This is a genomic window from Arthrobacter sp. UYEF3 (assembly GCF_040546245.1).
In the GTDB taxonomy this organism is placed as follows: Bacteria; Actinomycetota; Actinomycetes; order Actinomycetales; family Micrococcaceae; genus Arthrobacter.
Genome location: NZ_JBEPNK010000004.1, coordinates 192,128 through 216,511, shown reverse-complemented (window position 1 = coordinate 216,511; position 24,384 = coordinate 192,128). Strand labels below are relative to the sequence as shown.

At 69.4% G+C, this 24,384-nt stretch carries 19 protein-coding genes; 7 read left to right on the top strand and 12 right to left on the bottom strand.

The features are described from left to right. Positions 1-30: 30 nt before the first annotated feature. The 8 genes from argH to argC form a co-directional block, all read right to left on the bottom strand. Positions 31-1,503: an argininosuccinate lyase gene (argH, locus tag ABIB14_RS04705; protein ID WP_354234446.1), complete on the bottom strand. Its 1,473-nt coding sequence runs from the start codon at positions 1,501-1,503 to the stop codon at positions 31-33. Further along, positions 1,503-2,708, bottom strand: coding sequence for an argininosuccinate synthase (locus ABIB14_RS04700; RefSeq protein WP_354234396.1), 1,206 nt, complete (start codon positions 2,706-2,708; stop codon positions 1,503-1,505). Before ABIB14_RS04700 ends, argH begins: the two co-directional genes overlap by 1 nt. Positions 2,709-2,781: 73 nt before the next feature. Further along, complete coding sequence (locus tag ABIB14_RS04695; RefSeq protein WP_354234394.1) at positions 2,782-3,312, bottom strand: arginine repressor; 531 nt, start codon at positions 3,310-3,312, stop codon at positions 2,782-2,784. Next, the gene (gene argF / locus ABIB14_RS04690; protein WP_354234392.1) at positions 3,312-4,331 is read right to left on the bottom strand and encodes an ornithine carbamoyltransferase; all 1,020 of its coding nucleotides are present in this window, start codon (positions 4,329-4,331) and stop codon (positions 3,312-3,314) included. Before argF ends, ABIB14_RS04695 begins: the two co-directional genes overlap by 1 nt. After that, positions 4,328-5,587, bottom strand: a complete 1,260-nt coding sequence (locus tag ABIB14_RS04685; RefSeq protein ID WP_354234390.1) for an acetylornithine transaminase — start codon at positions 5,585-5,587, stop codon at positions 4,328-4,330. Before ABIB14_RS04685 ends, argF begins: the two co-directional genes overlap by 4 nt. After that, a complete protein-coding gene (gene argB / locus ABIB14_RS04680) occupies positions 5,584-6,552 on the bottom strand; it encodes an acetylglutamate kinase (protein ID WP_354234388.1) in 969 nt (322 codons plus the stop codon). The genes ABIB14_RS04685 and argB overlap by 4 nt, the downstream gene beginning before the upstream one ends. Before the next feature lie 49 nt (positions 6,553-6,601). Beyond that, on the bottom strand, positions 6,602-7,768 hold the full coding sequence (gene argJ / locus ABIB14_RS04675) for a bifunctional glutamate N-acetyltransferase/amino-acid acetyltransferase ArgJ (RefSeq protein WP_354234386.1): 1,167 nt from the start codon (positions 7,766-7,768) through the stop codon (positions 6,602-6,604). Further along, positions 7,765-8,796 carry an N-acetyl-gamma-glutamyl-phosphate reductase gene (gene argC, locus ABIB14_RS04670; RefSeq protein ID WP_354234384.1) on the bottom strand — a complete coding sequence of 344 codons (1,032 nt, stop codon included), beginning with the start codon at positions 8,794-8,796 and terminating at the stop codon, positions 7,765-7,767. Before argC ends, argJ begins: the two co-directional genes overlap by 4 nt. A gap of 215 nt (positions 8,797-9,011) precedes the next feature. On the opposite strand from argC, the gene ABIB14_RS04665 reads away from it, so the two are divergent. From ABIB14_RS04665 to ABIB14_RS04650, 4 genes are all read left to right on the top strand, one after another. Then, on the top strand, positions 9,012-10,115 hold the full coding sequence (locus tag ABIB14_RS04665) for a fatty acid desaturase family protein (protein ID WP_354234382.1): 1,104 nt from the start codon (positions 9,012-9,014) through the stop codon (positions 10,113-10,115). Positions 10,116-10,229: 114 nt separating this feature from the next. Continuing rightward, complete coding sequence (locus tag ABIB14_RS04660) at positions 10,230-11,195, top strand: quinone oxidoreductase family protein (protein WP_354234381.1); 966 nt, start codon at positions 10,230-10,232, stop codon at positions 11,193-11,195. Positions 11,196-11,337: 142 nt separating this feature from the next. After that, positions 11,338-15,261, top strand: a complete 3,924-nt coding sequence (locus ABIB14_RS04655; RefSeq protein ID WP_354234444.1) for a Pls/PosA family non-ribosomal peptide synthetase — start codon at positions 11,338-11,340, stop codon at positions 15,259-15,261. 62 nt (positions 15,262-15,323) lie between these two features. Next, complete coding sequence (locus ABIB14_RS04650) at positions 15,324-16,688, top strand: M1 family metallopeptidase (RefSeq protein ID WP_354234380.1); 1,365 nt, start codon at positions 15,324-15,326, stop codon at positions 16,686-16,688. Between the two features lie 33 nt (positions 16,689-16,721). Here ABIB14_RS04650 and ABIB14_RS04645 read toward each other — a convergent pair whose 3' ends face one another. The 3 genes from ABIB14_RS04645 to pheS are packed head-to-tail and all read right to left on the bottom strand — an operon-like array spanning position 16,722 to position 21,072. Beyond that, positions 16,722-17,408: a 4'-phosphopantetheinyl transferase family protein gene (locus ABIB14_RS04645; protein ID WP_354234378.1), complete on the bottom strand. Its 687-nt coding sequence runs from the start codon at positions 17,406-17,408 to the stop codon at positions 16,722-16,724. Positions 17,409-17,464: 56 nt separating this feature from the next. Next, the gene (gene pheT / locus ABIB14_RS04640; protein ID WP_354234377.1) at positions 17,465-20,008 is read right to left on the bottom strand and encodes a phenylalanine--tRNA ligase subunit beta; all 2,544 of its coding nucleotides are present in this window, start codon (positions 20,006-20,008) and stop codon (positions 17,465-17,467) included. 2 nt (positions 20,009-20,010) lie between these two features. Continuing rightward, positions 20,011-21,072 carry a phenylalanine--tRNA ligase subunit alpha gene (gene pheS, locus ABIB14_RS04635; protein ID WP_354234376.1) on the bottom strand — a complete coding sequence of 354 codons (1,062 nt, stop codon included), beginning with the start codon at positions 21,070-21,072 and terminating at the stop codon, positions 20,011-20,013. Positions 21,073-21,292: 220 nt separating this feature from the next. On the opposite strand from pheS, the gene ABIB14_RS04630 reads away from it, so the two are divergent. Both ABIB14_RS04630 and ABIB14_RS04625 read left to right on the top strand, forming a co-directional pair. Then, a complete protein-coding gene (locus ABIB14_RS04630; protein WP_354234375.1) occupies positions 21,293-21,760 on the top strand; it encodes a hypothetical protein in 468 nt (155 codons plus the stop codon). A gap of 1 nt (position 21,761) precedes the next feature. Continuing rightward, positions 21,762-22,400, top strand: coding sequence for an SIMPL domain-containing protein (locus tag ABIB14_RS04625; RefSeq protein ID WP_354234374.1), 639 nt, complete (start codon positions 21,762-21,764; stop codon positions 22,398-22,400). A gap of 87 nt (positions 22,401-22,487) precedes the next feature. On the opposite strand, the gene pcp is transcribed toward ABIB14_RS04625, so the two are convergent. Beyond that, positions 22,488-23,129: a pyroglutamyl-peptidase I gene (pcp, locus tag ABIB14_RS04620; RefSeq protein WP_354234372.1), complete on the bottom strand. Its 642-nt coding sequence runs from the start codon at positions 23,127-23,129 to the stop codon at positions 22,488-22,490. Positions 23,130-23,218: 89 nt separating this feature from the next. Between pcp and ABIB14_RS04615 the strand changes: the two genes are divergently transcribed. Next, entirely contained in the window at positions 23,219-24,370 is a 1,152-nt protein-coding gene (locus ABIB14_RS04615; protein ID WP_354234371.1) for an Rv2578c family radical SAM protein, read from the top strand. Positions 24,371-24,384: the final 14 nt, after the last annotated feature.

Genomic DNA, 24,384 nt, shown 5'->3' with positions numbered 1-24,384 from the left:
GAAGTGTCATCTCTCGGTGTTGGCTGGACGTTAGCCGGCGTACGCGCGCACACCCTCGAGTTCCGCCTCGAGCACCAGCAGCTGGCGCTCGACGGCGGCCGGTGCGGTGCCGCCCTGCGAGTTCCGGCTGTTCAGCGAGCCCTTGGTGGACAGGACGGTGCGGACTTCCGGTGTTAGGTGCTCCGAGATGGCGGCGTATTCATCATCCGTCAGGTCCCAGAGCTCGACGCCGCGGCTTTCGGCCTGCTTCACCGCGGCGCCGGAGAGCTCATGCGCCTCGCGGAACGGAACGCCCTGCCGGACCAGCCATTCGGCGATGTCCGTGGCCAGCGCGAAGCCCTGCGGCGCGAGCGACTCCATCCGTTGGGTGTTGAACGTCAGCGTCGCGATCATGCCGGAGACGGCCGGGAGCAGGACCTCCAGCGTGTCGGCGGCGTCGAAGACCGGTTCCTTGTCCTCCTGCAGGTCGCGGTTGTACGCGAGCGGCAGTCCCTTCAGGGTGGCCAGGAGTCCGGTCAGGTTTCCGATCAGCCGGCCGGCCTTGCCGCGGGCCAGTTCCGCCACGTCCGGGTTCTTCTTCTGCGGCATGATCGAGGAGCCGGTGGAATAAGAATCGTGCAGGGTCACGAAGGAGAACTCCTTGGTGGCCCACAGGATGACTTCCTCCGACACCCGGGACAGGTTGACGCCGATCATGGCAGAAACCCAGGCGAACTCGGCGAAGACGTCGCGGGAGGCGGTGCCGTCGATCGAGTTGTGCGTCGCCGAATAGAAACCAAGGTCCGCCGCGACGGCCTCCGGGTCCAGGCCAAGCGAGGAGCCGGCAAGGGCACCCGAGCCGTAGGGCGAGACCCCTGCGCGCTTGTCCCAGTCCTGGAACCGCTGCACATCGCGCAGCAGCGCCCAGGCGTGGGCCAGCAGGTGGTGGCTGAGCAGCACCGGCTGGGCGTGCTGGAGGTGCGTGCGGCCGGGCATGGCCACCCCGCGGTGCTCCTTGGCCTGGCCGATCAGCGCGTCGATGGTGGCCAGCACGCCGCGGGCGATGATCCGGGCGTGGTCGCGCAGGAACATCCGGCCCAGGGTGGCCACCTGGTCGTTACGGGACCGGCCGGCGCGGAGCTTGCCGCCCAGCTGGGCGCCGGCGCGTTCGATCAGGCCGCGTTCGAGCGAACCGTGCACGTCCTCGTCGGACTCGGCCGGCAGGTACGCGCCGGAGGCGACGTCCGCGTCCAGCCGGCCCAGGGCGTCGAGCATGCCCGCCAGTTCGGCGTCGTCCAGCAGCCCGGCCTTGTGCAGTACGCGGGCGTGGGCCTGGGACCCGGCGATGTCGTAACGCGCCAGCCGCCAGTCAAAATGCGTGGACTTGCTCAACGCCGCGAGGGCATCCGCGGGGCCGCCGGCGAACCGGCCGCCCCACAGCGCACCCGTGTTGGTCCCCGAGCGCCCCCCGACCTCGCTTCGCTCGGCCGGGGAGCCCTGCGCTCGCGGGCCCAGCTTCTCCATCACTTACCGGCGACGCGGATGTCGCGGCCGGAGGCAACCTTGGCTGACATGCCCCACAGCTCGATGAAGCCGCGCGCCATCGACTGGTCGAAGGTATCGCCGGTGTCGTAGGTGGCGAGATCGAAGTCGTAGAGCGAGGTACCGGAGCGGCGGCCGTTGACGATCGCCTGGCCGCCGTGCAGGACCATGCGGATGTCGCCGGTGACGTAGCGCTGGGTGTCTTCGATGAAGGCGTCCAGGGAGCGCTTGAGCGGGGAGAACCACTGGCCGTCGTAGACCAGTTCGGCCCAGCGCTGGCCGACGGTCGCCTTGAAGCGGGCCTGCTCGCGCTCAATGGTGATGTCCTCGAGGTGCTTGTGCGCGGTGATCAGCGCCATCGCGCCGGGGGCCTCGTAGATCTCGCGGGACTTGATGCCGACCAGGCGGTCCTCGACGACGTCGATCCGGCCGACGCCCTGGGCGCCGGCGCGGCGGTTGAGTTCCTTGATGGCCTGCAGCGGGGTGACCTTGACGCCGTCGATCGCGACCGGCACGCCGGCTTCGAAGGAGATGGTGACCTCGTCCGGGGCCGGCGGGAACTCCGGGGCGGCGGTGTAGTCGTAGATGTCCTTGGTGGGGGCGTTCCAGATGTCCTCAAGGTAGCCGGTCTCGACGGCGCGGCCCCAGACGTTCTGGTCAATCGAGTACGGGTTCTTCTTGGTGGTCTCGATCGGCAGTCCCTTGTCCTCGGCGAAGGCGATGGCTTTGTCGCGGGTCAGGGCGAGGTCACGGACAGGTGCGATGCACTTCAGGTCCGGGCCGAGGGTCTGGATGCCGACCTCGAAGCGGACCTGGTCATTGCCCTTGCCGGTGCAGCCGTGGGCGACTGTGGTGGCGCCGAATTCGCGGGCGGCCTTGACCAGGTGCTTGACGATCACCGGGCGTGAGATGGCGGAGACCAGCGGGTAGTGGCCCTGGTAGAGGGCGTTGGCCTTCAGCGTGGGCACGCAGTACTCGTTGGCGAACTCGTCGGATGCGTCGGCCACGTAGGCCTCGACGGCGCCGCAGCCCAGGGCACGCTGGCGGATGGTTTCCAGCGACTCGCCGCCCTGTCCGACGTCGACTGCCACGGCGATGACCTCGGCGCCGGTCGCTTCACCGATCCAGCCGATGGCTACGGAAGTATCCAGGCCACCGGAGTAGGCCAGCACAATACGCTCAGTCACTTCAAATGCTCCTTAGTTGTTGGGTTCTTGGGGTCTGTGGTGCAAGTCGTTTGGTAAGGGTCATTAGTAAGGGTCATTGTCCTGCCTCTTCGGCCAGTTGCAGAAAGCGGGCGGCGACGGCGGCGCCGCCCGACGGGTCCCGGGTGACCAGCAGCACGGTGTCATCCCCCGCAATGGTGCCCAGGATCGAGGGCATCACCGAGTGGTCGATCGCGAGGGCCAGGAAGTTCGCGGCGCCCGGCGGGGTGCGGAGCACCGTGAGGTTCGCGGACGCCTCGGCCGTGACCAGCAGTTCCCCGCAGAGCCGCGCGAGCCGGGCGTCGAGGATTTCCTGGGTTACGCCGCTCTTGGCCCCGCGTTCGCCGCCCTCCCCCGGCACAGCGTAGACCAGCACGCCGTCCTTGCCGCGGACCCGGACGGCGCCGAGTTCCACGAGGTCGCGGGACAGGGTGGCCTGGGTGACCTGCACGCCGTCGTCCGCGAGCAGGGCAGCCAGTTCGGCCTGCGACCGGACGGACTCACCGGTCAGGATCGCGGTGATCCGCGCCTGCCGGGCCGTCTTGGTGGCCGGGCTGACGCCTTGGGCTGCGGGCTGGACGGACATTAGTGCAGCCCGTCGACCGGCGATAGCCCGGCCACGACCGCCAGGCCGGAACGGTGCATGAGCCAGGCCATCAGCGCTTTCTGGGCGTGGAGCCGGTTTTCGGCCTCGTCCCAGACCACCGACTGCGGGCCGTCAATGACGTCCGCGGCGATCTCGTAGCCACGGTAGGCGGGCAGGCAGTGGAGCACGACGGCGTCCGGTGCCGCGAGCTTCATGGCGCCGGCGTCCACGGAGTAGCCGCGGAACAGCTTCATCCGCGCTTCCTTTTCCGTCTCCTGGCCCATCGAGACCCACGTGTCGGTGGCCACGACGTCGGCGCCGAGGAGCGCCTCGGCGGCGTCGATCGTCACGAGCACCGAGCCGCCGGTCTCCGCGGCGCGGTCTTCGGCGGCGGCGATAATCGCCGGGGCCGGCAGATACCCTTCCGGCCCGGCAATGCGGACGTGCATGCCCGCGGTGACGCCGGCCAGCAGGTAGGAGTTGGCCATGTTGTTGGCTGCGTCGCCGAGGTAGCTCAGGGTGAGGCCGGCCAGTGCGCCCTTGTGCTCCTTGATGGTCAGCAGGTCGGCCAGGAGCTGGCAGGGGTGGTAGTCGTCGCACAGCGCGTTGATCACCGGCACGCCTGAGTTTTCCGCCATGGCGACCAGGCCGGCGTGCGCGCCGGTCCGCCACACGATGGTGGAGACCATGCGTTCAAGCACCTTGGCGGTGTCCTCGACCGATTCCTTGTGGCCGATCTGCGCCTCACCCGGGTTGATAATGAGCGCGCTGCCGCCCATATCCGCGATGCCGGTGGCGAACGAGACCCTGGTGCGGGTGGAGGTCTTGTCGAAGATCACGGCGACGGTCCGGCGGCCGCTTGCCTCGGCGGCGTAGGGCTGGACGCTGTACGGGGCGGCTTTCAGCCGGACGGCGAGTTCCAGCACCTCGGCTTGCTCGGCCGGGCTGAGGTCCGTGTCCTTGAGGAAGTGGCGGACGGGGCCTGTCGAAGATTCAGTTGCTGTCACGGGGGCGGTCACTGGGCGTCCTTTGCGGTCTGGAGGAGCGCCGGCAGGGCGGCGAGGAAGCGGTCGGCCTGGTCTGTGGTCAGGATCAGCGGGGGCGCGAGCCGGATGGTGCGCGGGGTAGGGCTGTTGATGATGAACCCGGCGTCGAGCCCGGCGGTCACGACAGCGGGTGCCACGTCGGCGTCGAGGTCGAAGCCGATCAGCAGGCCTTCGCCGCGGACCTCGGTCACACCGTCGATTGCTGCGAGGCCGGCGCGAAGATGCTCCCCGGTTTCCCGGACGTGGCCGAGCACGTGCTGGTTTTCCAGCACGTGCAGCGTGGCCAGGGCCGCCGCGGTGGCCACCGGGTTGCCGCCGAAGGTGGTCCCGTGCTGGCCGGCGGTCAGCAGCGAGGACACCCCGGGCCCGAAGGTGATGAGGGCGCCGATCGGGAAACCGCCGCCCAGGCCCTTGGCGAGGGTCACGGCGTCGGGAACGATTCCGGCGTCTTCGCTGGCCAGCCACTTACCGGTCCGGCCGATGCCCGTCTGCACTTCGTCCAGGATCAGCAGGGCGCCGGCGGCGCTGGTGGCTTCGCGGGCCGCCTGCAGGTAGCCGGCGGGCAGCGGGCGGACGCCCGCCTCGCCCTGGATCGGTTCGAGGAAAACGGCCGCGGTGGTGTCGTCAGTCGCGGCGCGGAGCGCCTCGATGTCGCCGAAGGGGACGTGCACGACGCCGCCGGGCAGGGGCGCGAACGGCGCCCGGTAGGCTTCCTTCGAGGTCAGTGCCAGGGCACCCATGGTGCGGCCGTGGAAGGCTCCGTCGAGTGCGATGATCTTGGTCCGCGGCTTGGCGGCCGTTCCAGCGTTCCGGCGGGCCAGCTTGAAGGCTGCTTCCACGGCTTCGGTCCCGGAGTTGGCGAAGAACACCTTGGACCCGGCCGGGGCCTTGCTGATCTCCAGCAGTTTCTCGGCCAGGCCGATCTGGGTGGGGCTGGTGAAGAAGTTGGAGACGTGGCCCAGGGTGGCCAGCTGGCTGGAGATAACCGAGGTGACGAAAGGGTGCGCGTGGCCCAGTGCGTTCACCGCGATCCCGCCGAGCAGGTCCAGGTATTCCTTGCCGTCGGCGTCCCAGACGAGGCAGCCGGCACCGCGGACCAGCACGCGCTGCGGGGTACCGAAGACGCCGAGCAGCGACGCGGAGTAGCGGGACAGCCACTGCGCACCGGTGGCGTGGCCGTGCGGTTCGACGATTTCGGTGAGTTCGGGTGACGCTTCAATCTGGCTCATTTGTTTTCCTCGTCCGGGACCACCTGGGTGCCGATGCCGGCGGTGGTGAAGGTTTCCAGCAGCATCGAGTGCGGCAGCCTGCCGTCCACGATGTGCGCACGTTCCACGCCGCCGTCGACGGCCTTGAGGCACGCTTCCATCTTGGGGATCATGCCCGATTCCAGGCCCGGCAGCAGGTCGCGCAGCTCCGAGGCGGTGAGCGAGGAGATCAGCGAGGAGCGGTCCGGCCAGTTGGCGTAGAGGCCTTCAACGTCAGTCAGGATGACGAGTTTGGAGGCGCCGAGGGCTTCGGCCAGGGCGGCGGCGGCGGTGTCGGCGTTGACGTTGAGCACCTGCCCGGTGGTCTGCACCCGATGTGCTGACCCGTCGCGGGCGCCGTCGAGGCTTCCATCATCGAAGATCTCGGGGGCGACGGTCGAGATGACCGGGATCCGGCCGGCCGCCACGATGTCCAGGATGCCGTCCGGATTCACCCCGACGACTTCGCCGACCAGGCCCAGGTCCACCTCTTCGCCGTCCACCACAGTGCCGGTGCGGACCGCGCGCAGCAGTCCGCCGTCTTCGCCGGACATCCCGACGGCGTAGGGGCCGTGTGAGTTGATCAGGCCGACCAGTTCGCGGCCAACCTGGCCGGTGAGGACCATCCGGACCACGTCCATGGCCTCCGGGGTGGTGACGCGCAGGCCGCCCTTGAACTCGGATTCGATGCCGAGCCGGCCGAGCATGGCGTTGATCTGCGGGCCGCCGCCGTGCACCACCACGGGGTGGATGCCGACGTGGTGCAGGAAGACGACGTCTTCGGCGAAGGCGCGGCGGAGTTCCTCGTTGACCATGGCGTTGCCGCCGTACTTGATCACCATGGTGGTGCCGGCGAAGCGCTGGATCCAGGGCAGTGCCTCGATCAGCGTGCCGGCCTTGCTCTGCGCGTCGGACATGGAGGTGGTCTCGCGGGTTTGGGTGTTCATGGGCGTTCGTCCTTCTGGTCGTCCTTACCCGGCTTACCTTCTAACAGTGTTAGCTGGCGTAGGCGCTGTTTTCGTGGACGTAATCGTGGGTGAGGTCGTTGGTCCAGATCGTCGCCTCGGCGGCGCCGGCCTGCAGGTCGATCTCGACGAGAACTTCGCGCGGCTCCAGGTCCACCAGGCTGCGGTCCTCGCCGATGCTGCCGTTGCGGCAGATTCGCACGCCGTTCATCGAGACGTTGAGCTGGTCCGGTTCGAAGGCCGCATCGGTGGTGCCGACGGCGGACAGCACGCGGCCCCAGTTCGGGTCCTTGCCGAAAATGGCCGCCTTGAAGAGGTTGGAGCGGGCCACGGCACGGCTGACCAGCTCGGCGTCTTTCTCGCTCGCCGCGTTGAAGGTGCGGATGGCGATGTCGTGGCTGGCACCCTCGGCATCGCCGATCAGTTTGCGGGCCAGTTCCGCGCAGACCTGGGTCAGGCCCTTGCCGAACTCGACGGCGGACGGCACGGAGCCCGAGGCGCCGGAAGCGAGCAGCACCACGGTGTCGTTGGTGGACATGCAGCCGTCCGAGTCCGCCCGGTCGAACGTGACGCGGGTGGCGTCCCGGAGCACGACGTCGAGCAGTTCGGGCTGGACCTCCGCGTCCGTGGTGAGGACCACGAGCATGGTAGCCAGGCCGGGGGCGAGCATCCCGGCGCCCTTGGCCATGCCGCCGATGGTGAATTCGGTGCCTTCGGCGTCGGTGCCTGTGAAGACTGCCTGCTTGGAGACCGAGTCTGTGGTCATGATTGCGGTGGCCGCGGCCGGGCCGCCGTCGGTGCTCAACGCGGCGGCCGCGACGCCGATCGCCGGGACAAGCTTGTCCATCGGCAGCTGTTCGCCGATCAGGCCGGTGGAGCAGACGACGATGTCCGTCGCGGAGACACCGAGCGCCTCGGCGGTCTTTTCCGCGGTGGTGTGGGTGTTCTGGAAGCCCAGCGGGCCGGTGCAGGCGTTGGCGCCGCCGGAGTTGAGGAGGACGGCGTCGACCCGGCCGTCCTTGACGACTTCGCGGGACCAGTGCACCGGCGCGGCGGCTACCCGGTTGGAGGTGAAGACCGCGGCGGCTGCCTTGGCCGGGCCGTCGTTGACGACGAGGGCCAGGTCCGGGTTTCCGGAGGTCTTGAGGCCGGCCGTGACGCCTGCGGCACGGAATCCCTTAGGTGCGGTGATGCTCACGGTGCGACTCCCTGCAGTTCGAGGCCGGCGTTCTCCGCCAGGCCGAGGGCAATGTTCATGGACTGCACGGCGCCGCCGGCGGTCCCCTTGGTGAGGTTGTCGATGGCGCACGTCACGATCACGCGGCCGGTGTGCGCGTCGAGCGCCAGTTGCATCACGGCGTGGTTGGAGCCCTGCACTGATTTGGTGGCGGGCCACTGGCCTTCCGGCAGCAGGTGGACGAACGGCTCCTCGTCGTAGGCCTCCGCCCAGGCCCTGCGGAGTTCCTCTGCGGTGACACCGGTTCGGACCTTCGCGGTGGCCGTGGTGAGGATGCCGCGGCTCATCGGGGCCAGCGTGGGAGTGAAGGAGACGGTGACCGGAGCCCCGAGCGCGTTGGAGAGCCCCTGTTCGATCTCCGGGGTGTGCCGGTGTCCGCCGCCGACGCCGTAGGGGCTCATCGAGCCCATCACCTCAGCGCCGATAAGGTTCACCTTCGCGGCCTTCCCTGCCCCGGAGGTGCCGGAGGCGGCGACGATCACGACGTCGTCGGCCTGGAGCAGGTGGTTGCTGAACCCCGGGGTCAGGGCCAGCAGGGCCGACGTCGGGTAGCAGCCGGGGACGGCGATCCGGGTGGCGCCCCGGAGGGCCTCGCGCTGGCCTGGCAGCTCCGGCAGGCCGTAGGGCCAGGTGCCGGCATGCGGTGAGCCGTAGAACTTCTCCCACGCCGCCGGGTCCTCAAGCCGGTGGTCGGCGCCGGCGTCGACCACCACGGTCCCGGCGGGCAGTTGCGCGGCGATCCCTGCGGAGGCCCCGTGCGGCAGCGCGAGGAATACGACGTCGTGCCCGGCGAGGTTCTCCACCGTGGTGTCCTCGAGGATCCGGTCCGCCAGGCCATGGAGATGCGGCTGCAGTTCCCCTAGTCTGGAACCGGCGTTGCTGTGCGCGGTGATGGCGCCGATGGTGACGTCGGGATGGGCGGCCAGGAGCCGGAGCACCTCGCCGCCGGCGTAGCCGCTGGCGCCGGAGACGGCAACAGAAATAGTCATAGCCACGAGTATACAGCAAGACTATGCATAGAACCCGATATTTATGCATGCACTGGGTCGCGTCCGGCCCCGTGGCGTTCCGAGGCAGTCCGGAGGGGTCCCGGAGGGGTCCCGGAGGACACGCCAGCGTATGCTGGGCTGAGGGCGATCCAGACCGTGCGGCTGCAAATGGCAGCTGCAGCGTTGCCCGTAACAAGTTACGAGGCATGCCTCTCATGACCCCGACCACCACGCTCTCCGCCGCAAAGTCGGCGCGCCCGCAGCCGCGGGTCCGGCAGCCTAACGCCGTCGTCCTGAGCTACTCGGAACTCCTGAAGACAGTCAAGGCCGCGGGCCTGCTCGAACGCAGGGTCGGCTTCTACGTCACCGTGTTTTCCGCCCTGCTCCTCCTGATGACCGCCACCTGGTTCGGCTTCGCGCTGATCGGCAACAGCTGGTTCCAGCTGCTGATCGCGGCCGCCCTGGGCATCCTCTGCACGCAGTTGAGCTTCCTGGCCCACGAGGCCGGGCACCGCCAGATCTTCGCCTCCCGGCGCGCCAATGACTGGGCCGCGCGGCTCCTGGCCACCTCCGTGGCCGGCATCAGCTACTCGTGGTGGGAACAGAAGCACGGCGCGCACCACAACCACCCGAACGTCATCTCCAAGGACCCGGACATCGCCACCGGTGCGATCGCGTTCTATCCCGAGGCCGCCGCCACCCGGCAGGGGCGGTTCTCCTTCCTGACGCGCAAACAGGGCTGGTTCTTCTTCCCGCTGCTGTTCCTGGTGGGACTGGGCCTGCAGATTGATTCGGTCCGGTTCATCTTCCGCCGGGCCAAGGTCACGCACCGCTGGGTGGAAATCCCCATTCTCGTGGCCCGGCTGAGCGTGCTGCCGGTCCTCGCCTTCACCTTCCTGCCGCTGGGCATCGCGTTCGCCTTCGTCGGCGTGCAGCTGGCCGTCTTCGGCTTCTACATGGGCGCCTCCTTCGCGCCGAACCACAAGGGCATGCCGGTGCTGCCCGCGGACAGCCGGGTGGACTTCTTCAGCCGCCAGGTCCTGACCTCGCGCAACATCTCCGGCGGCCGCTTCATGGACATCCTGCTGGGAGGCCTGAACCGCCAGGCCGAGCACCACCTCTTTCCGGACATGGCGCGCCCGCAGCTGGACAAGGCTGCCACGATCGTGCGCGAATACTGCGCCAAGCACCAGGTCCCGTACACCGAGACCACACTGCTGCAGTCCTACGGCATCATCGTGCGCTACCTCAACGACGTCGGCCTCGCCGCGGGCCGCCACTTCGAATGCCCCATGGCCACCGTGACCCGCCGTTTCTAGCCCTTACACCGGCAAGCCGCTGCGCCAGGCTCGCGGGTGTCCCTAGGATGGTCTAAGGCTCCGGGCCAGGGAATGTTCCGCCCCGGAGCGGAGACATCTCAGCAAGGGAGAACCATGACACACGCAATCGTCGCCCGGAAGTCCGGCGGCCCAGAGGTCCTCGAACTCGCGGAAGTAGACCGGCCGGTCCCGGGCCCGGGGCAATTGCTGATCAAGGTCGCCGCCGTAGGCGTGAACTTCATTGACACCTACAAGCGCAGCGGTGTCTATAAGGTGGCATACCCCTTCACCCCGGGCTCCGAGGCCTCCGGAACCGTCGAGGAGCTTGGCGATGGGGTGACCGGGTTCTCGGCCGGGGACCGGGTGGCCACCGCCGAGGGAGTCCGGTGCTATGCCGGGTACGCCCTTGTGGACGCGGACAAGGCGCTGCCGGTGCCCGGCGGCGTCGACGACTTCACCGCGGCCGCGCTCCCCCTGCAGGGCATCACCGCGCACTACCTGATCAATTCCTCCTTCAAGGTGGAAGCTGACCACACCGTGCTCTTGCACGCCGGCGCGGGCGGCGTCGGCCTGCTCCTGATCCAGCTGCTCAAGGCCAGGGGCGCGCACGTCATCACCACCGTCTCCACCGATGACAAGGAGGCGCTGGCCCGCGGAGCCGGCGCGGACCATGTGCTGCGCTACGACGGCTTCGCCGCCAAGGTACGCGAGCTGACCGACGGGGCCGGTGCGCACGCGGTGTACGACGGCGTCGGGAAAGACACCTTCGACGAATCCCTGGCGGCCCTGCGGATCCGCGGCACCCTGGTGCTGTTCGGCGCCGCGTCCGGCCCGGTTCCGCCGTTCGACCCGCAGCGGCTCAACGCCGGCGGCTCGCTCTACCTGACCAGGCCCACCATCAACCATTTCCTCCGCGACGCGGCGGAGCGCCGCTGGCGCTCCGGCGAGCTGTTCGCCGCCGTCGCGGACGGCAGCCTCAAGGTCCGGATCGGTGCCCGCTACGACCTCGCGGACGCCACTTCGGCCCACACGGACCTGGAGCAGCGGCGCACCACCGGCAAGGTCATCCTGGTTCCCTGATCGCGCCCAAATACGCCGCCGAAATCTCCCGTTCAACTGCTCCGAGGAGAATCACCTTGTGATCGAGCAACAACCGCCGGCCGGCCCCGGAACCCCGGGCCGCCCCGTGGCCCCGGGCGGCGCCGTAGCCCCGGCCGGCCCCGTGGCCCCGGCGGGCACCGTGTATCAACCGCAATTCCCGGGTGCCTTCGCGGCCCCGCCGGAGCGGACCCTGATCGATGTCCTGCAGGACACCGCCGCACGCTTCCCGGACGCCTCCGCGCTCGACGACGGCCGCCGGTCGCTGAGCTACGCCCAGCTGATGGGCCAGGTGCGCGCCGCCGCCAAGAGGCTGCATTTGGCCGGACTCGGCGCGGGTGACAAGATCGGCATCCGGATCCCGTCGGGTACCAACGAGCTCTACGTCTCGATCCTGGCGGTGCTGCTGATCGGAGCCGCCTACGTCCCGGTGGACGCCGACGACCCCGACAAGCGCGCCAAACTGGTGTTCAGCGAGGCCAGGGTTTCCGGCATCCTGCGCGCCGGCGGCACGATCGTCACGGATGCCAACCATCCCCGGCCCTTCCCGGCTGCCAGGCAGCCGGTCCCCGGCGACGACGCCTGGGTCATCTTCACCTCCGGCTCCTCCGGCACACCCAAGGGCGTCGCGGTGCGGCACAGCTCGGCCGCCGCCTTCGTCGACGCCGAGGCTCGGATCTTCCTCCAAGCCGAGCCGATCGGACCCCACGACCGGGTGCTGGCCGGGCTCTCGGTGGCCTTCGATGCGTCCTGCGAGGAAATGTGGCTCGCCTGGCGGCACGGTGCCTGCCTGGTTCCGGCGCCACGCGCCCTGGTCCGGACCGGCATGGACCTGGGCCCCTGGCTCATCAACCACGGCATCACTGTCGTGTCCACGGTGCCCACGCTCGCGGCACTGTGGCCCGTCGAAGCCCTGGAAAGCGTCCGTCTGTTGATCTTCGGGGGTGAGGCCTGCCCGCCTGAACTCGCCGACCGGCTGGCTGTGGACGGACGCGAAGTGTGGAACACCTACGGCCCCACCGAGGCCACAGTCGTCGCGTGTGCCGCGCAGCTCGGCGGTCCGGGGCCGGTCCGGATCGGCCGGCCGCTGGACGGCTGGGACCTCGCCGTCGTCGGCCCCGACGGCGTACCGGTGGGGGAAGGCGCAATCGGGGAACTGATCATCGGCGGTGTCGGACTTGCCCGGTACCTCGACCCGGCCAAAGACGCCGAGAAGTACGCTGCCCTGCCGACCCTGGGCTGGTCCCGTGCCTACCGTTCCGGCGACCTGGTGCGCTACGAACGGGAAGGCCTGCTCTTCATCGGCCGCGCGGACGAACAGGTCAAGCTGGGCGGCCGCCGGATCGAGCTCGGCGAAGTCGACGCCGCGCTCCAGTCGCTGCCCGACGTCGCCGGCGCTGCGGCGGCGGTGCGGACGACGGCGGCCGGGAACCAGGTGCTGGTCGGCTACCTCTCGCCGGTCGAGGGACGGGAGCTGGACCTGGCGGCCGCACGGCAGCTGCTCGGCTCCAGCCTGCCCGCCCCGCTGATTCCGATGCTCACCGTCGTGGACGCCCTGCCGACAAAGACCAGCGGCAAGGTCGACCGGCACGCGCTGCCGTGGCCGCTGGCCGGTGCGGGCGCAGCCGATGCCGCGGCGGCGCCGTTGAACCTGCCAGAGGACGCCGCCTGGATCGTCGAGCAATGGGGTGCGGTGCTGGGCGGGACCGTAGCGGACCTCGACGCCGACTTCTTCGCCTTCGGCGGCGGCTCGTTGGCCGCGGCGCAGCTCGTCTCCGCCCTGCGCGTCCGCTACCCCACCATCACGGTCGCCGACATCTATGCCACGCCCCGGATCGGCGCCCTGATCGACACAGCCCGCCAGTCACTCCCGGAAGGCGGCGCCCCTCCGGCCGGAGAACGTTCGGTGCGTCCCACGTCCCGCCGCGCCCAGTGGGCGCAGACGCTGCTGGGCATTCCCCTGCATATCCTCGTGGGGATGCGCTGGCTCACCTACCTGATGGTGGCGAACAACCTGCTGGCGTCCGTCGCCGGATTCACGGCAGCCCCCACGCTGTCCTGGTGGTGGGTGGCAGCGGCGTGGCTGGTGTTCGTCAGCCCGGCCGGGCGGATGGCGATCTCGGTGGCCGCGGCCCGCCTGCTGCTGCGCGGCGTTAGACCCGGAAGCTACCCCCGATCCGGCCGCGTGCACCTGCGCCTGTGGCTGGCCGAACAAATCCAGGACCTCGCCGGCGCCATCAGCCTCGCCAGCGCCCCGTGGGTGCCGTACTACGCTAGGGCGCTGGGCGCCAAGATCGGCACGAACGTCCAGCTGCACTCACTGCCGCCCGTGACAGGAATGCTGTCCCTGGGCAGCGGCTGCAACATCGAGCCTGAGGTCGATCTCTCCGGCTGGTGGATTGACGGTGACTCAGTGCAAATCGGGGCCATCCACATCGGCGCCGACGCCGTCGTCGGTGCTCGCAGCACGCTCATGCCCGGGGCCAGCATCGGCGCCGGAGCCCAGGTGGAGCCGGGCTCCGCCGTCCTCGGCCGGGTCAAGTCCGGCCACCTGGTGGCCGGGTCCCCGGCCCAACGCCGCGGCAAGGCCAAACAGGGCTGGCCGGACACTCCGCCGGAGCACCATCTGATCGGCCGGCTGTGGTTTGCAGGCTTCGCCTCGGCCTCCGCCGTCCTGGCCCTGATCCCCTACCTGTCCGCCGCGGCGGCCGGGCTGGTGGTGTTCCGCTTCATCCAGGGCCGCGAATCACTGCTCGCGGCCCTGCCGCAGCTTGCCGCCTCGCTCCCGCTGGCCGCGCTCGTGTGGTTCGCCGCCAACCTGGCGCTGGTCCTCGCTGTGACGCGCCTGCTCGGCGTCGGACTGCGCGCCGGCTACTACCGGGTGCGGAGCCGGATCGGCTGGCAGGTCTGGGCCACGGAACGGGTCCTCGACCTGGCCCGCGACCTGCTCTTTCCGGTCTACGCGAGCCGTTTCACCCCCGTCTGGCTGCGCCTGCTCGGTGCCCGGATCGGCCGGAACGTGGAGGCCTCCACCGTGCTGCTGATCCCGAAAATGACCACCGTGGGCGAGGGCGCCTTCCTGGCCGATGACACCTTGATCGCGTCCTACGAACTCGGTGGCGGCTGGATGAAGATCGCTCCCGCCAAGGTGGGCAAACGCTCCTTCCTGGGCAACTCCGGTATGACCGCTGCGGGCCGCAACGTGCCCAAGAATTCCCTCGTGGCGGTGCTCTCCGCCACCCCGGCCAAGGCCAAATCCGGCACCTCCTGGCTGGGCAGCCCGCCGGTCCGGCTGCGGCGCACCGCCGTCGCCTCCGATGACACCCGCACCTTCCAGCCACCGCCGCGGCTCAAGCTGGCCCGCACCCTGTGGGAACTCTGCCGCTTCGTCCCGGTGGTGCTCACTGTCGCCGTCGCCGCGGGCGTCCTGGTGGCCCTGGACTGGCTCGCCGGCACCTTCAACTACGCCGTGGCGGCGCTCCTGGGCGGCGTCGTTGTCCTGCTGGCCGGTGCCGCCGCCGCCGGCAGCGCCGTCGTCGCAAAGTGGCTCCTGGTGGGACGCATCCGGCCCGGCGAGCACCCGCTGTGGAGCTCCTTCATTTGGCGGAACGAGGTGGTGGACACCTTCATCGAGATGGTCAGTGCGCCGTGGTTCGCACGCGCGGCGTCCGGCACCCCGGCGCTTGTGTGGTGGCTGCGCGCCCTCGGAGCTAAAATCGGTGCCGGCACGTGGTGCGAAAGCTACTGGTTGCCGGAGGCGGACCTCGTCACCCTGGGCCGCAGCGCGACGGTCAACCGCGGTTGTGTGGTCCAGACCCATCTCTTCCACGACCGGGTCATGAGCATCGACACTGTTACGCTCGAAGACGGGGCCACGATGGGCCCCCACGGAGTTATCCTGCCGCGGGCCCGGATCGGCAACGGCGGAACGGTGGGGCCGGCGTCCCTCGTCATGAGGGGTGAAACGGTGCCGGCCGCGACCTACTGGATGGGAAATCCGGTCAGGCCATGGGGCGGGCCGGACGTTCCTGCGCCCAAGCCGAAGTAGCCCGTGTCCCTGCTCGATCTGGAAGGCACACCCACGCCAACCCAACCACCGAAGGCCGTCCCATGAGTCAAACCGCATCAGCCGCCGCCGCGGAACTACCCGCTGAAATGCCCGCGGCCGCGCCGGATCCGTACATGCCCGGCCACGGCACCGACGTCTACCGCGTCACACGCTACGAACTGGACCTCGATTACCGGATCAACAGCAACCACCTGAGCGGCCGGGCGACGCTGCAAGCGGCCACCCGGCGGCAGACCTCCGCCATTGTCCTTGACCTGACCGGGCTGCGGGCTACCAAGGTGCTGATGCCGGGCCGAAAAGTGCGCAAGTTTACCCAGCGGGCCGAGCAGTTGATCGTGGTACCCGACACGGCGTTGCTGCCGGGCGACGAGTTCACCCTGGAGATCCGCTACGACGGCAATCCGGCACCACGCCGGGGGCTGTGGGGTGAGGTTGGCTGGGAGGAACTAAGCGACGGCGTCCTGGTCGCCGGACAACCCAACGGCGCGGCGTCCTGGTTCCCCTGCAATGACCACCCGCGGGACAAAGCCAGCTACCGCATCTCCATCACCACCGACGCCAGCTACCGGCCCGTCTGCAACGGGGTACTGGTCTCGCACCAGGCCCGGTCCAGCCGCGAAACCTGGGTCTACGAGCAATCCGAGCCGATGGCCAGCTACCTCGCCACGGTCCAGATCGGCCGGTACGAGCTGCTGCAGCTCAACCCGGGCCGGGCCGCCGGCGACGTCGCCCAGACCGCAGCGGTGCCGGTCGAGCTGGCCGCCGAGGCCCGCACCGGGCTCGCCCGCCAGCCACAGATGATGCGCACCTTCACCAGCTGCTTCGGCCCGTACCCCTTCCCCGGCTACACCGTGGTGGTAACTGAGGACGCCCTGGAAATCCCGTTGGAAGCCCAGTCCCTGTCCATTTTCGGCTGCAACCACCTGTCGACCGGCTGGGAATCGCAACGGCTGATCGCCCACGAACTGTCCCACCAGTGGTTCGGGAATTCGCTGACGGCAGCCTCATGGAAGGACATCTGGCTGCACGAGGGCTTCGCCTGCTATGCGGAGTGGATCTGGTCGGAGGAGGCCGGGGTGATGTCCGTGTCCGATCGGGCCAAGGCAGCCTGGCGGATGCTCAACCGGGAGGACCAGGACCTGCTGGTCGGCGACCCGGGGCCCGAATTAATGTTTGATGACCGCGTCTACAAGCGCGGCGCCCTCGCGCTGCACGCGGTGCGCCTCCGGTGCGGCGACCTGGCCTTCTTCGCCCTCCTGCGCGACTGGACCGGCAGCCACCGGCACGGCTCGGTCAGCACGGAGGAATTCATTCTGGCCGCGGACCGGGCTACCGGGATGGACGCCGAGGCTGTGTTGCACCCCTGGCTATATGAAGAGGCGCTGCCGGCTCTGCCGGCCGGCTGACCCCTGGCCGGTAGTCCTGACGGCCGTTAATCCTTACAGCCGTGAGTCCCTCTCCGGGAGACCGGACAGGGCGGCGGCGGCAGCCAAGTGCGCGGGCAGTCCGGACTCGGCGGACGGCAGGTCCCGGATGCCGGGGTGGTCCAGCACCTGAACCATGTCCGGCGAGACTCGCAGCCCGGTGCCGCACAGCTTCAGCCAGGCCTCCTTGCGGGCCCAGAGCCTGGCCCGTCCGGTCATCAGCTCCCTCGCAGCGAGGCCACGAAGGCTCCGTCGTTCCGCCGGACCCAGCGCTACCTCGTCGAAGCCGTCGAAATCCGTGCCCGCCGGGTCCTGCACGTCGACACCGAGGCGCTGCCCGGGCGCAGGGTCCCGCACGGCCGCCAAGAGGACCCAGCCCGCGCTGCGGGAGAGGCTCAGCAGCAATGGCGCCGGCGCGCCGGCGAGCGTGTAGCCGGGCCGGCCGTGCGAGAGCCCGGGGCCGCACCGCGGGCAGTCGTAGGCGGTGGCGAGGTCCGACGGCGGTACCTCCAGCAGTTCCGCGGCGAAACGCCGCTGGGCCAGCCGGCCGGCCAGGAACGCCGCCCGCGGCACAGGTTCCATGCCCCAGGCACGCGCGAGCTCGACGTCGTCCAGCCGTTCGCGGGCGGCGGACTCCAGCACCCCGGCGGCGCCGGGTGCGTCAAAGGGCGGGACGGCCCGCACGATCAGCTGCGATGCCATGGTCCCGCCCTTCCGGTTTTCCTCCGATTTTCCCGCCGGGATTCCCGCTGGAGATACTAGCGCTGCACGGCGCCGAAACGCTCGTGGGCCGCGGCGACCGCACTGTCACGGGCGGCCGAGGCTTCATCCGCGGTCAGGGTACGGTCGTCGGCGCGGAAGCGCAGATTGAACGCGAGCGACTTCTTGCCGTCCTCGATGCCCTTGCCCGCGTAGACATCGAACAGGGACACCTCCTCAAGCAGCTCCCCCGCGCCATCGCGCAGGGCAGCCAACACCTCATCCGCCGCAATGTCGGCGGCAACCACGAGGGCCACGTCCTGGGTGGCGACGGGGTAGCTGGAGATGTGCCGGGCGACGATCACGTCGGCGGCGGCATCGAACAGGGCGGCGGCATTGAGTTCCAGTGCCACCGAGCGTGCCGGCATGTCGTGCGCCGCGAGCAGCTTCGGGTGCAGTTCGCCGGCATAACCCACCACCTCACCGCTGCGCAACGCCAGCTGCGCAGCGCGGCCCGGGTGGAAGGCCTGGTGCTGGCCCTGGCTGACCACCAGCTCGACGCCGAGGACGTCGCCGGCGAGCCGTGCCATGTCCAGCGCATCAGCCCAGTCCCAGAGGCGCGGAGTGTGTGCCGGCGACGCCGGGGAATCGTGGCCGGTCAGCACGGCGGCGAGGTACAGCGGCTGCTCGGGGACACCGTCGTACAGGGCATCCAGCACCTCCTCGGACGGCTTGGCGCCCAGCGGCGGAATCGTGGCGGTGCCCAGCGCAGCCCCGGGCAGGAACACCAGCCCGGTTTCGAAGAGCGCAAGGTCGCGGAAGCCGCGGGAGTGGTTGCGTTTGGCGACTTCGATCAGGCCCGGCAGGACGGAGGTCCGCAGGTAGCCGTGCTCTTCGCTGATCGGGTTGGCCAGTTTAAGCGCCTTCCGCTCCGATCCGGCCGAGGGGACCCCGAAGGTGTCGTTGGCGGCCTTGGAGACGAACGGGTACGCCATCACCTCGGTGAGGCCGGCGTCGGCCAGCGATTGGATCAGCCGGCGGCGCTGCTGCTGCGCGCGGGTCAGTCCGCGTCCCGGGGGCGCCACCGGCAGGGTCGCGGGGATCTTGTCGTAGCCGACCAGCCGGGCGATTTCCTCGGAGAGGTCTTCCTTGGTTACCAGGTCGCTGCGCCAGCTCGGGGCCGTCACGGCGTAGCCGCCGTCGGTCTTTTCGACGACGGCGCCCAGGTCCCGGAGCGCGGTGAGGATCTGGTCCTCGGTGAAGTCGATGCCGATGCGTTCCGCAGCAAAGGCTGCGGGGAGTTCGACGGCGACGGCGTCCGGCGCGGTGCCGACGTCGGTCCCCTCGGCCGCGGCGGTGCCGCCGGCGAGCTCAACGAGGAGGTCAACCACCCGCTGGGCGGCCACCGGGGCGACGTGCCAGTCAACGCCGCGTTCGAAGCGCTTGGAGGCCTCGGACGGGAGCTTGTGGCGGCGGCGGGAGCGGGCAATGGACACTTCATCGAAGTGCGCGGACTCGACCAGGACGTTCGTGGTGGAATCGGACACCTCGGTGGCCGCGCCGCCCATCACGCCGGCTACGCCGATCGCGCCGGAGCCGTCGGTGATGAGGAGGTCTTCGGCGTCGAGGGTGCGCACCTTGTCGTCCAGGGTGGTGATCTTTTCGCCGGCCACCGCGCGGCGGACCACGATGTCGCCGGACAGCGTATCCAGGTCATAGCAGTGGGTGGGCTGGCCCAGTTCCAGCATGACGTAGTTGGAGATGTCCACCGGCAGCGAGATGGACCGGATACCGGCGAGCCGCAGCCGGGAGGTCATCCACGGCGGCGTGGGTTTAGTCGCGTCGACGCCGCGGACGGTGCGGGCCACGAACCGGTCACAGCCGGGCTTACCGTAGATGGGCGAGTCGTCGTTGAGCTTCACACCGTAGCCGCCGGACAGCTCCGCGGGGGCCCGGACCCTGGATGCGGGGTCGGTGAAGGGGGTGCCGGTGGCGTGCGCGTACTCGCGGGCCACCCCGCGGATCGAGAACGCATAGCCTCGGTCCGGCGTGACGTTGATTTCGGCGGCCTGGTCGTAGAGGCCCAGCAGTTCCATCGCGTCGGTCCCGATTTCCGGATCCAGCCCGATCCTCGAGAGCACCAGGATGCCGTCGTGGTCCTCGCCGATGCCAAGTTCACGCACGGAGGCGATCATGCCGGCGGACAGATGGCCGTAGGTCTGGCGGGCGGAGATCCGGAAGTCGCCGGGCAGCACGGCCCCGGGCAGGGTGACCACCACCTTGTCGCCTTCCACGAAGTTGTGCGCACCGCAGATGATGCCCTGCACGCCGGAAGGATCGATGCCGTCACCAGTCAGGGTCTGCTGCTGTCCTTCGGGGACCACCCGGACCTGGCACCAATTGATGGTCTTGCCGTTGGACTGCGGTTCCTTAACCAGGCTCAGCACCTGGCCCACCACGATGGGGCCCTGGAGCGCGTCTGTGGGCCGGTGGACGGCTTCCTCTTCAAAGCCGATCTTGACCAGTTCGGCCATCACATTTTCGGCCGTCGCTCCGGCCGGTACCGCTGCGAATTCACGCAGCCAGGAAAGTGGGATACGCATGGTTAGATCTCCATCCCGAAGTGCTCGCTGAAACGTACATCGCCTTCGATCATGTCGCGCATGTCGCCGACCTCGTTACGGAACATGAGGGTGCGTTCAATGCCCATGCCGAAAGCAAAACCTGAATAGACGTCCGGATCGATGCCGGCGGCGCGCAGCACGTTGGGGTTGACCATGCCGCAGCCACCCCATTCGATCCAGCTCGGACCACCCTTGGCACCCGGGTGCCAGATGTCCAGCTCCGCGGACGGCTCGGTGAACGGGAAGTAGTTCGGTCGCAGCCGGATCTGGGCCTCGTCGCCGAACATCTGGCGGGCGAAGTGCTCCAGGGTGCCTCGCAGGTCCGCCATGGACAGGCCCTTGTCGATGGCGAGGCCCTCGAACTGGTGGAAGACCGGGGTGTGCGTGGCGTCCAGTTCGTCCGTGCGGAAAACCTTGCCCGGGCACAGCACGTATATCGGCACCTCGCGTTCCAGCATGGAGCGGACCTGCACCGGGGAGGTGTGGGTGCGCATCAGCAGGTGGGCCTCGGGCGGCTCCACGAAGAAAGTGTCCTGCATTTCACGGGCCGGGTGGTCCGGCTTGAAGTTCAGCGCATCGAAGTTGAACCACTCCGACTCCACCTCGGGACCTTCGGCGATTTCCCAGCCCATCCCGACGAAGATGTCCGCTACGCGGTCCTGCAGCGTGGACAGCGGGTGGCGGGCACCTGCCCGGCGGCGGCGCGGGGCGGCAGTGACGTCGACGGTTTCCTCGACCAGGATGCGGGCGTCGTTCTCCGCTTCGAGTTCGACGTTTCGGTCCGCGAGCGCCTTGTTGACGCGTCCGCGGGAGGCACCCATCAGTTTGCCGGCGGCGGCCTTCTGGTCCTTGGGCAGGGCGCCGATTTCACGGTTGGCCAGGCTCAGTGCGGACTTTTCGCCGGCGTGGGCGAGCCGCACGGCCTTGAGCTCATCGAGCGTCGAGGCGGCGGCAATGGCGGCGACGGCCTGGTCTACGGCGGCGTTGATGGCGGCTTCATCCAGAGGGTTCGGGACGGCGGCGGCCGGCAAAGTTTCAGTCATCTACTGTTCTTAGCTACGAGTCGGTTCATGCCAACGGCGGAGGCACCGCGGGCTAAGTCCGCCGGCGCACCCGTCATCGACAAAGGGCAAGGACAAAGGTAAGGGCTCACCGGAATACCCCGGCGGGCGCTCCCGTCCAGTCTAGTTGAACGTGTCCGGCCGCCCGAACGTGACGGGCAGGGCCCTTCGGCGGGCGTGGCCGCCCCGCTACCATGGCCTCATGACGTCCGGACAGCGACTGCGGCAGCTTGCCAATGTGTTCAATGCCTCCACCCCGCTGGGGTTGCTGCTGGCCGTCTGCGCCCGGACCACGGTCCGCCGCGGCCCCCGCGGCCTGCTGCTGGCGACCGGCTACCGCTGGCGGCTGCCGTCCGCCTCGGCGTTCACCGTGGGCAACGTGGTCGTGTTCCGGGCAAGCCCGGCTGATGCCTTGGGCAACCCGGTACTGCTGGGCCACGAGGAACGGCACAGCACGCAGTACGCCTGGTGCCTGGGCATGCCATTCCTTCCGCTGTATTTCCTGGCGGCCGCCTGGTCCCTGTGGCTGACCGGCAACCCCGGATCGGCGAACTTGTTCGAACGGCACGCCGGGCTCCAGGCCGGCGGCTACCCGCCCGCCCGTTCCTTGGATTTTTCCAAGAACAACTCCGAGCGCCCTGCCGGCACGGCCGGGTGGAACGAGGAGTGACATGACGGAAACCTCCAGGTCCCTTTCGGTCACCGGATCCGGCACTGCGGAAGCCGCGCCGGACCTGCTGCTGCTCTCCATCGGCGTCGAATGCCGGCGTCCCGGCGTGGACGCGGCGTACGGGGACGCCGCCCGTGCCTCGTCCGCGATCACGGCAGTCCTCCGGGAGCACGGGGTTCCGGATCCGGACATCACCAGCTCCGGGCTGAACCTCCGGGCCGAGGTCAGCTGGCAGGAGGGCCGCGGTCAGCTCATCTCCGGCTATCTGGCCTCCAGCACGCTCGCCGTGCGGCTCCGCGACCTGGCCGCGGCCTCCGGACTCATTGCCGCGGCGGTGGCGGCCGGCGGAGACGACGTGCGCCTGAACGGGCTGGAGTTCGGCTTTGCACATCCGGCCGCGGTCCAGGCCCGGGCCCGGGAGGCTGCGTGGAACGACGCCCGCACGGCCGCCGAACACTTTGCCTCGCTGGCCGGCGCCCGGCTGGGCAGGGCCATCTCCGTGACCCAGCACTCCGGTATGACTTCCCCGATTCCGCTGGCCGCGATGCAACGGGCCGTGGCGTCGGAGCCGCTGACCGTCGAAGCGGGCGGCTCCAGCGTCACCGCGGCCGTCGCTGTGGTATGGGAACTGCTCGACTGAGCTGTTGGACTGAGCTGTTGGCCTGAGCTGTTGGACTGAGCTGTTGGACTGAGCTGTTGGCCTGAAGCGTTGGCCCGAGGCGTTGCGCTAGTGCGTGGCGCCCGCGGCGAGCTTGAGGTCCGCCGTCGTCGCCAGCGCCGACCGGACGACGACGGCGAGCGCCTGCGTCATCCGGTCCAGCGGCAGCGAGGCAACCCCGTTCCCCGGGCGGACCTGGTCCGGCCCGAACGGGACGTGGACAAAGCCGCCGCGCGTGCCCGGGCTGCGCCGAAGGGCGTGCATCAGGCCGTAGAAGACATGGTTGCAGACGTAGGTCCCGGCCGTCTGGGACACCTCGGCGGGGATGCCCGCCGCAAGCAGAGCGCCGAGTGCCGCTTTGATCGGCAGCGTGCTGAAGTAGGCCGCCGGGCCGCCGGTGACCACCGGTGCGTCGACCGGTACGTTGCCCGCGTTGTCCGGGATCCGTGCGTCGTCGCAGTTGATCGCAATCCGTTCCAGCGAGATGCGTTCCCGTCCGCCGGCCTGGCCCGCGCAGAGCACGAGATCCGGACCGTGTTCGGCCAGGGCGGCGGCAAGGACGTTGAGGGCTTCCCCGAAGACGCAGGGCAGCTCCACGGCCACGGCCGGAAACCCCTCGGCCGAGAGCAGGGCCGCGGCACCGCGTGCCGCAGCCCAGGAAGGATTGCTCGTTTCGCCGCCAAACGGCTCGAAGCCGGTCAGGAGAATCATCCGCCCAGCCTAGCAATGCCCCGGGGTGTCCTCAGCTGCCCCGGCACGGCGACCTTGACTTAAGATCGAACATATATTCGAATGGAGTCATGAGATGGGACGCGCAAGCACTCAGACCAACAGGTGACGCTGCTGCCGGCGGTTTAACACCCGGCAATTCGTCACCTGCCGCCGGCCCCGGCACTCCCGCGTTGCTGCCGCTGGCCGGACTGGTGCGTTCCGTCTCCACCCCGGAGTTTGCCGGGGTCACTTTCCATGAGGTCACCGCCAAATCGGTGCTCAACAAGGTGGCCGCCGGTTCCCGCATGCCGTTCGAGTGGACCGTCAACCCGTACCGCGGCTGCAGCCACGCCTGCGTTTACTGTTTCGCCCGCAAGACGCACACCTACCTGGACTTCGACGCCGGACTGGACTTCGACAGTCAGGTGGTGGTCAAGATCAACGCCGCCGAGGTACTGCGCAAGGAGCTGGCCAGGCCCGCCTGGCAGCGCCGGCACGTCGCCCTGGGCACAAACACGGACCCCTACCAGCGCGCCGAGGGCCGGTACCAACTGATGCCCGGCATCATCGGCGCCCTGGCCGACTCCGGCACTCCCCTGTCCATCCTGACCAAGGGCACGCTGCTGGCCCGGGACATCCCGCTGCTCAAGCACGCGGCCGCCCAGGTCCCGGTGGGCGTGGGCATCTCACTGGCCATGACGGACGAGCGGCTCTCCGAGGCAGTGGAACCGGGAACCCCGGGCCCGCGGGCACGGCTCAAGCTGGTGTCCCGGCTGCGCGAAGCGGGGCTCCCCTGCGGCGTGATGGCGATGCCTATCCTGCCGTGGCTCTCGGACTCCGACGAAGCGCTGGATTCACTTTTCGGCTCGCTCGCGGCGGCCGGCGCCACCGGCGTCACGGCCGGAGCGCTCTACCTCAAGCCGGGCACCCGGGACTGGTTCATGCAATGGATCGTCAAGGAGCACCCGCAGCTCGCCGGCAAATACCGGCGCCTGTACGGCAGCGGTTCCTACGCCTCGAAGGAATACCGGGCCTGGCTCGCAGGCCGGATCCGGTTTTTCAAATCCCGGCACGGCTTCCTCGGCTCCGCGGGGTTCAGCCACCGGGACCTTAATGACGATCCCCGGGAAGAGGAGGCCCGGTACCCGACGGGCAGCATCCCCGAACCGGCCGCGCACGGGCCCGGTGCCGGGACCGGTGCCGCGGCTAACGCTGGGGCTGCCCAGCCCACCCTGTTCTGAGGAACGCGTTCTGT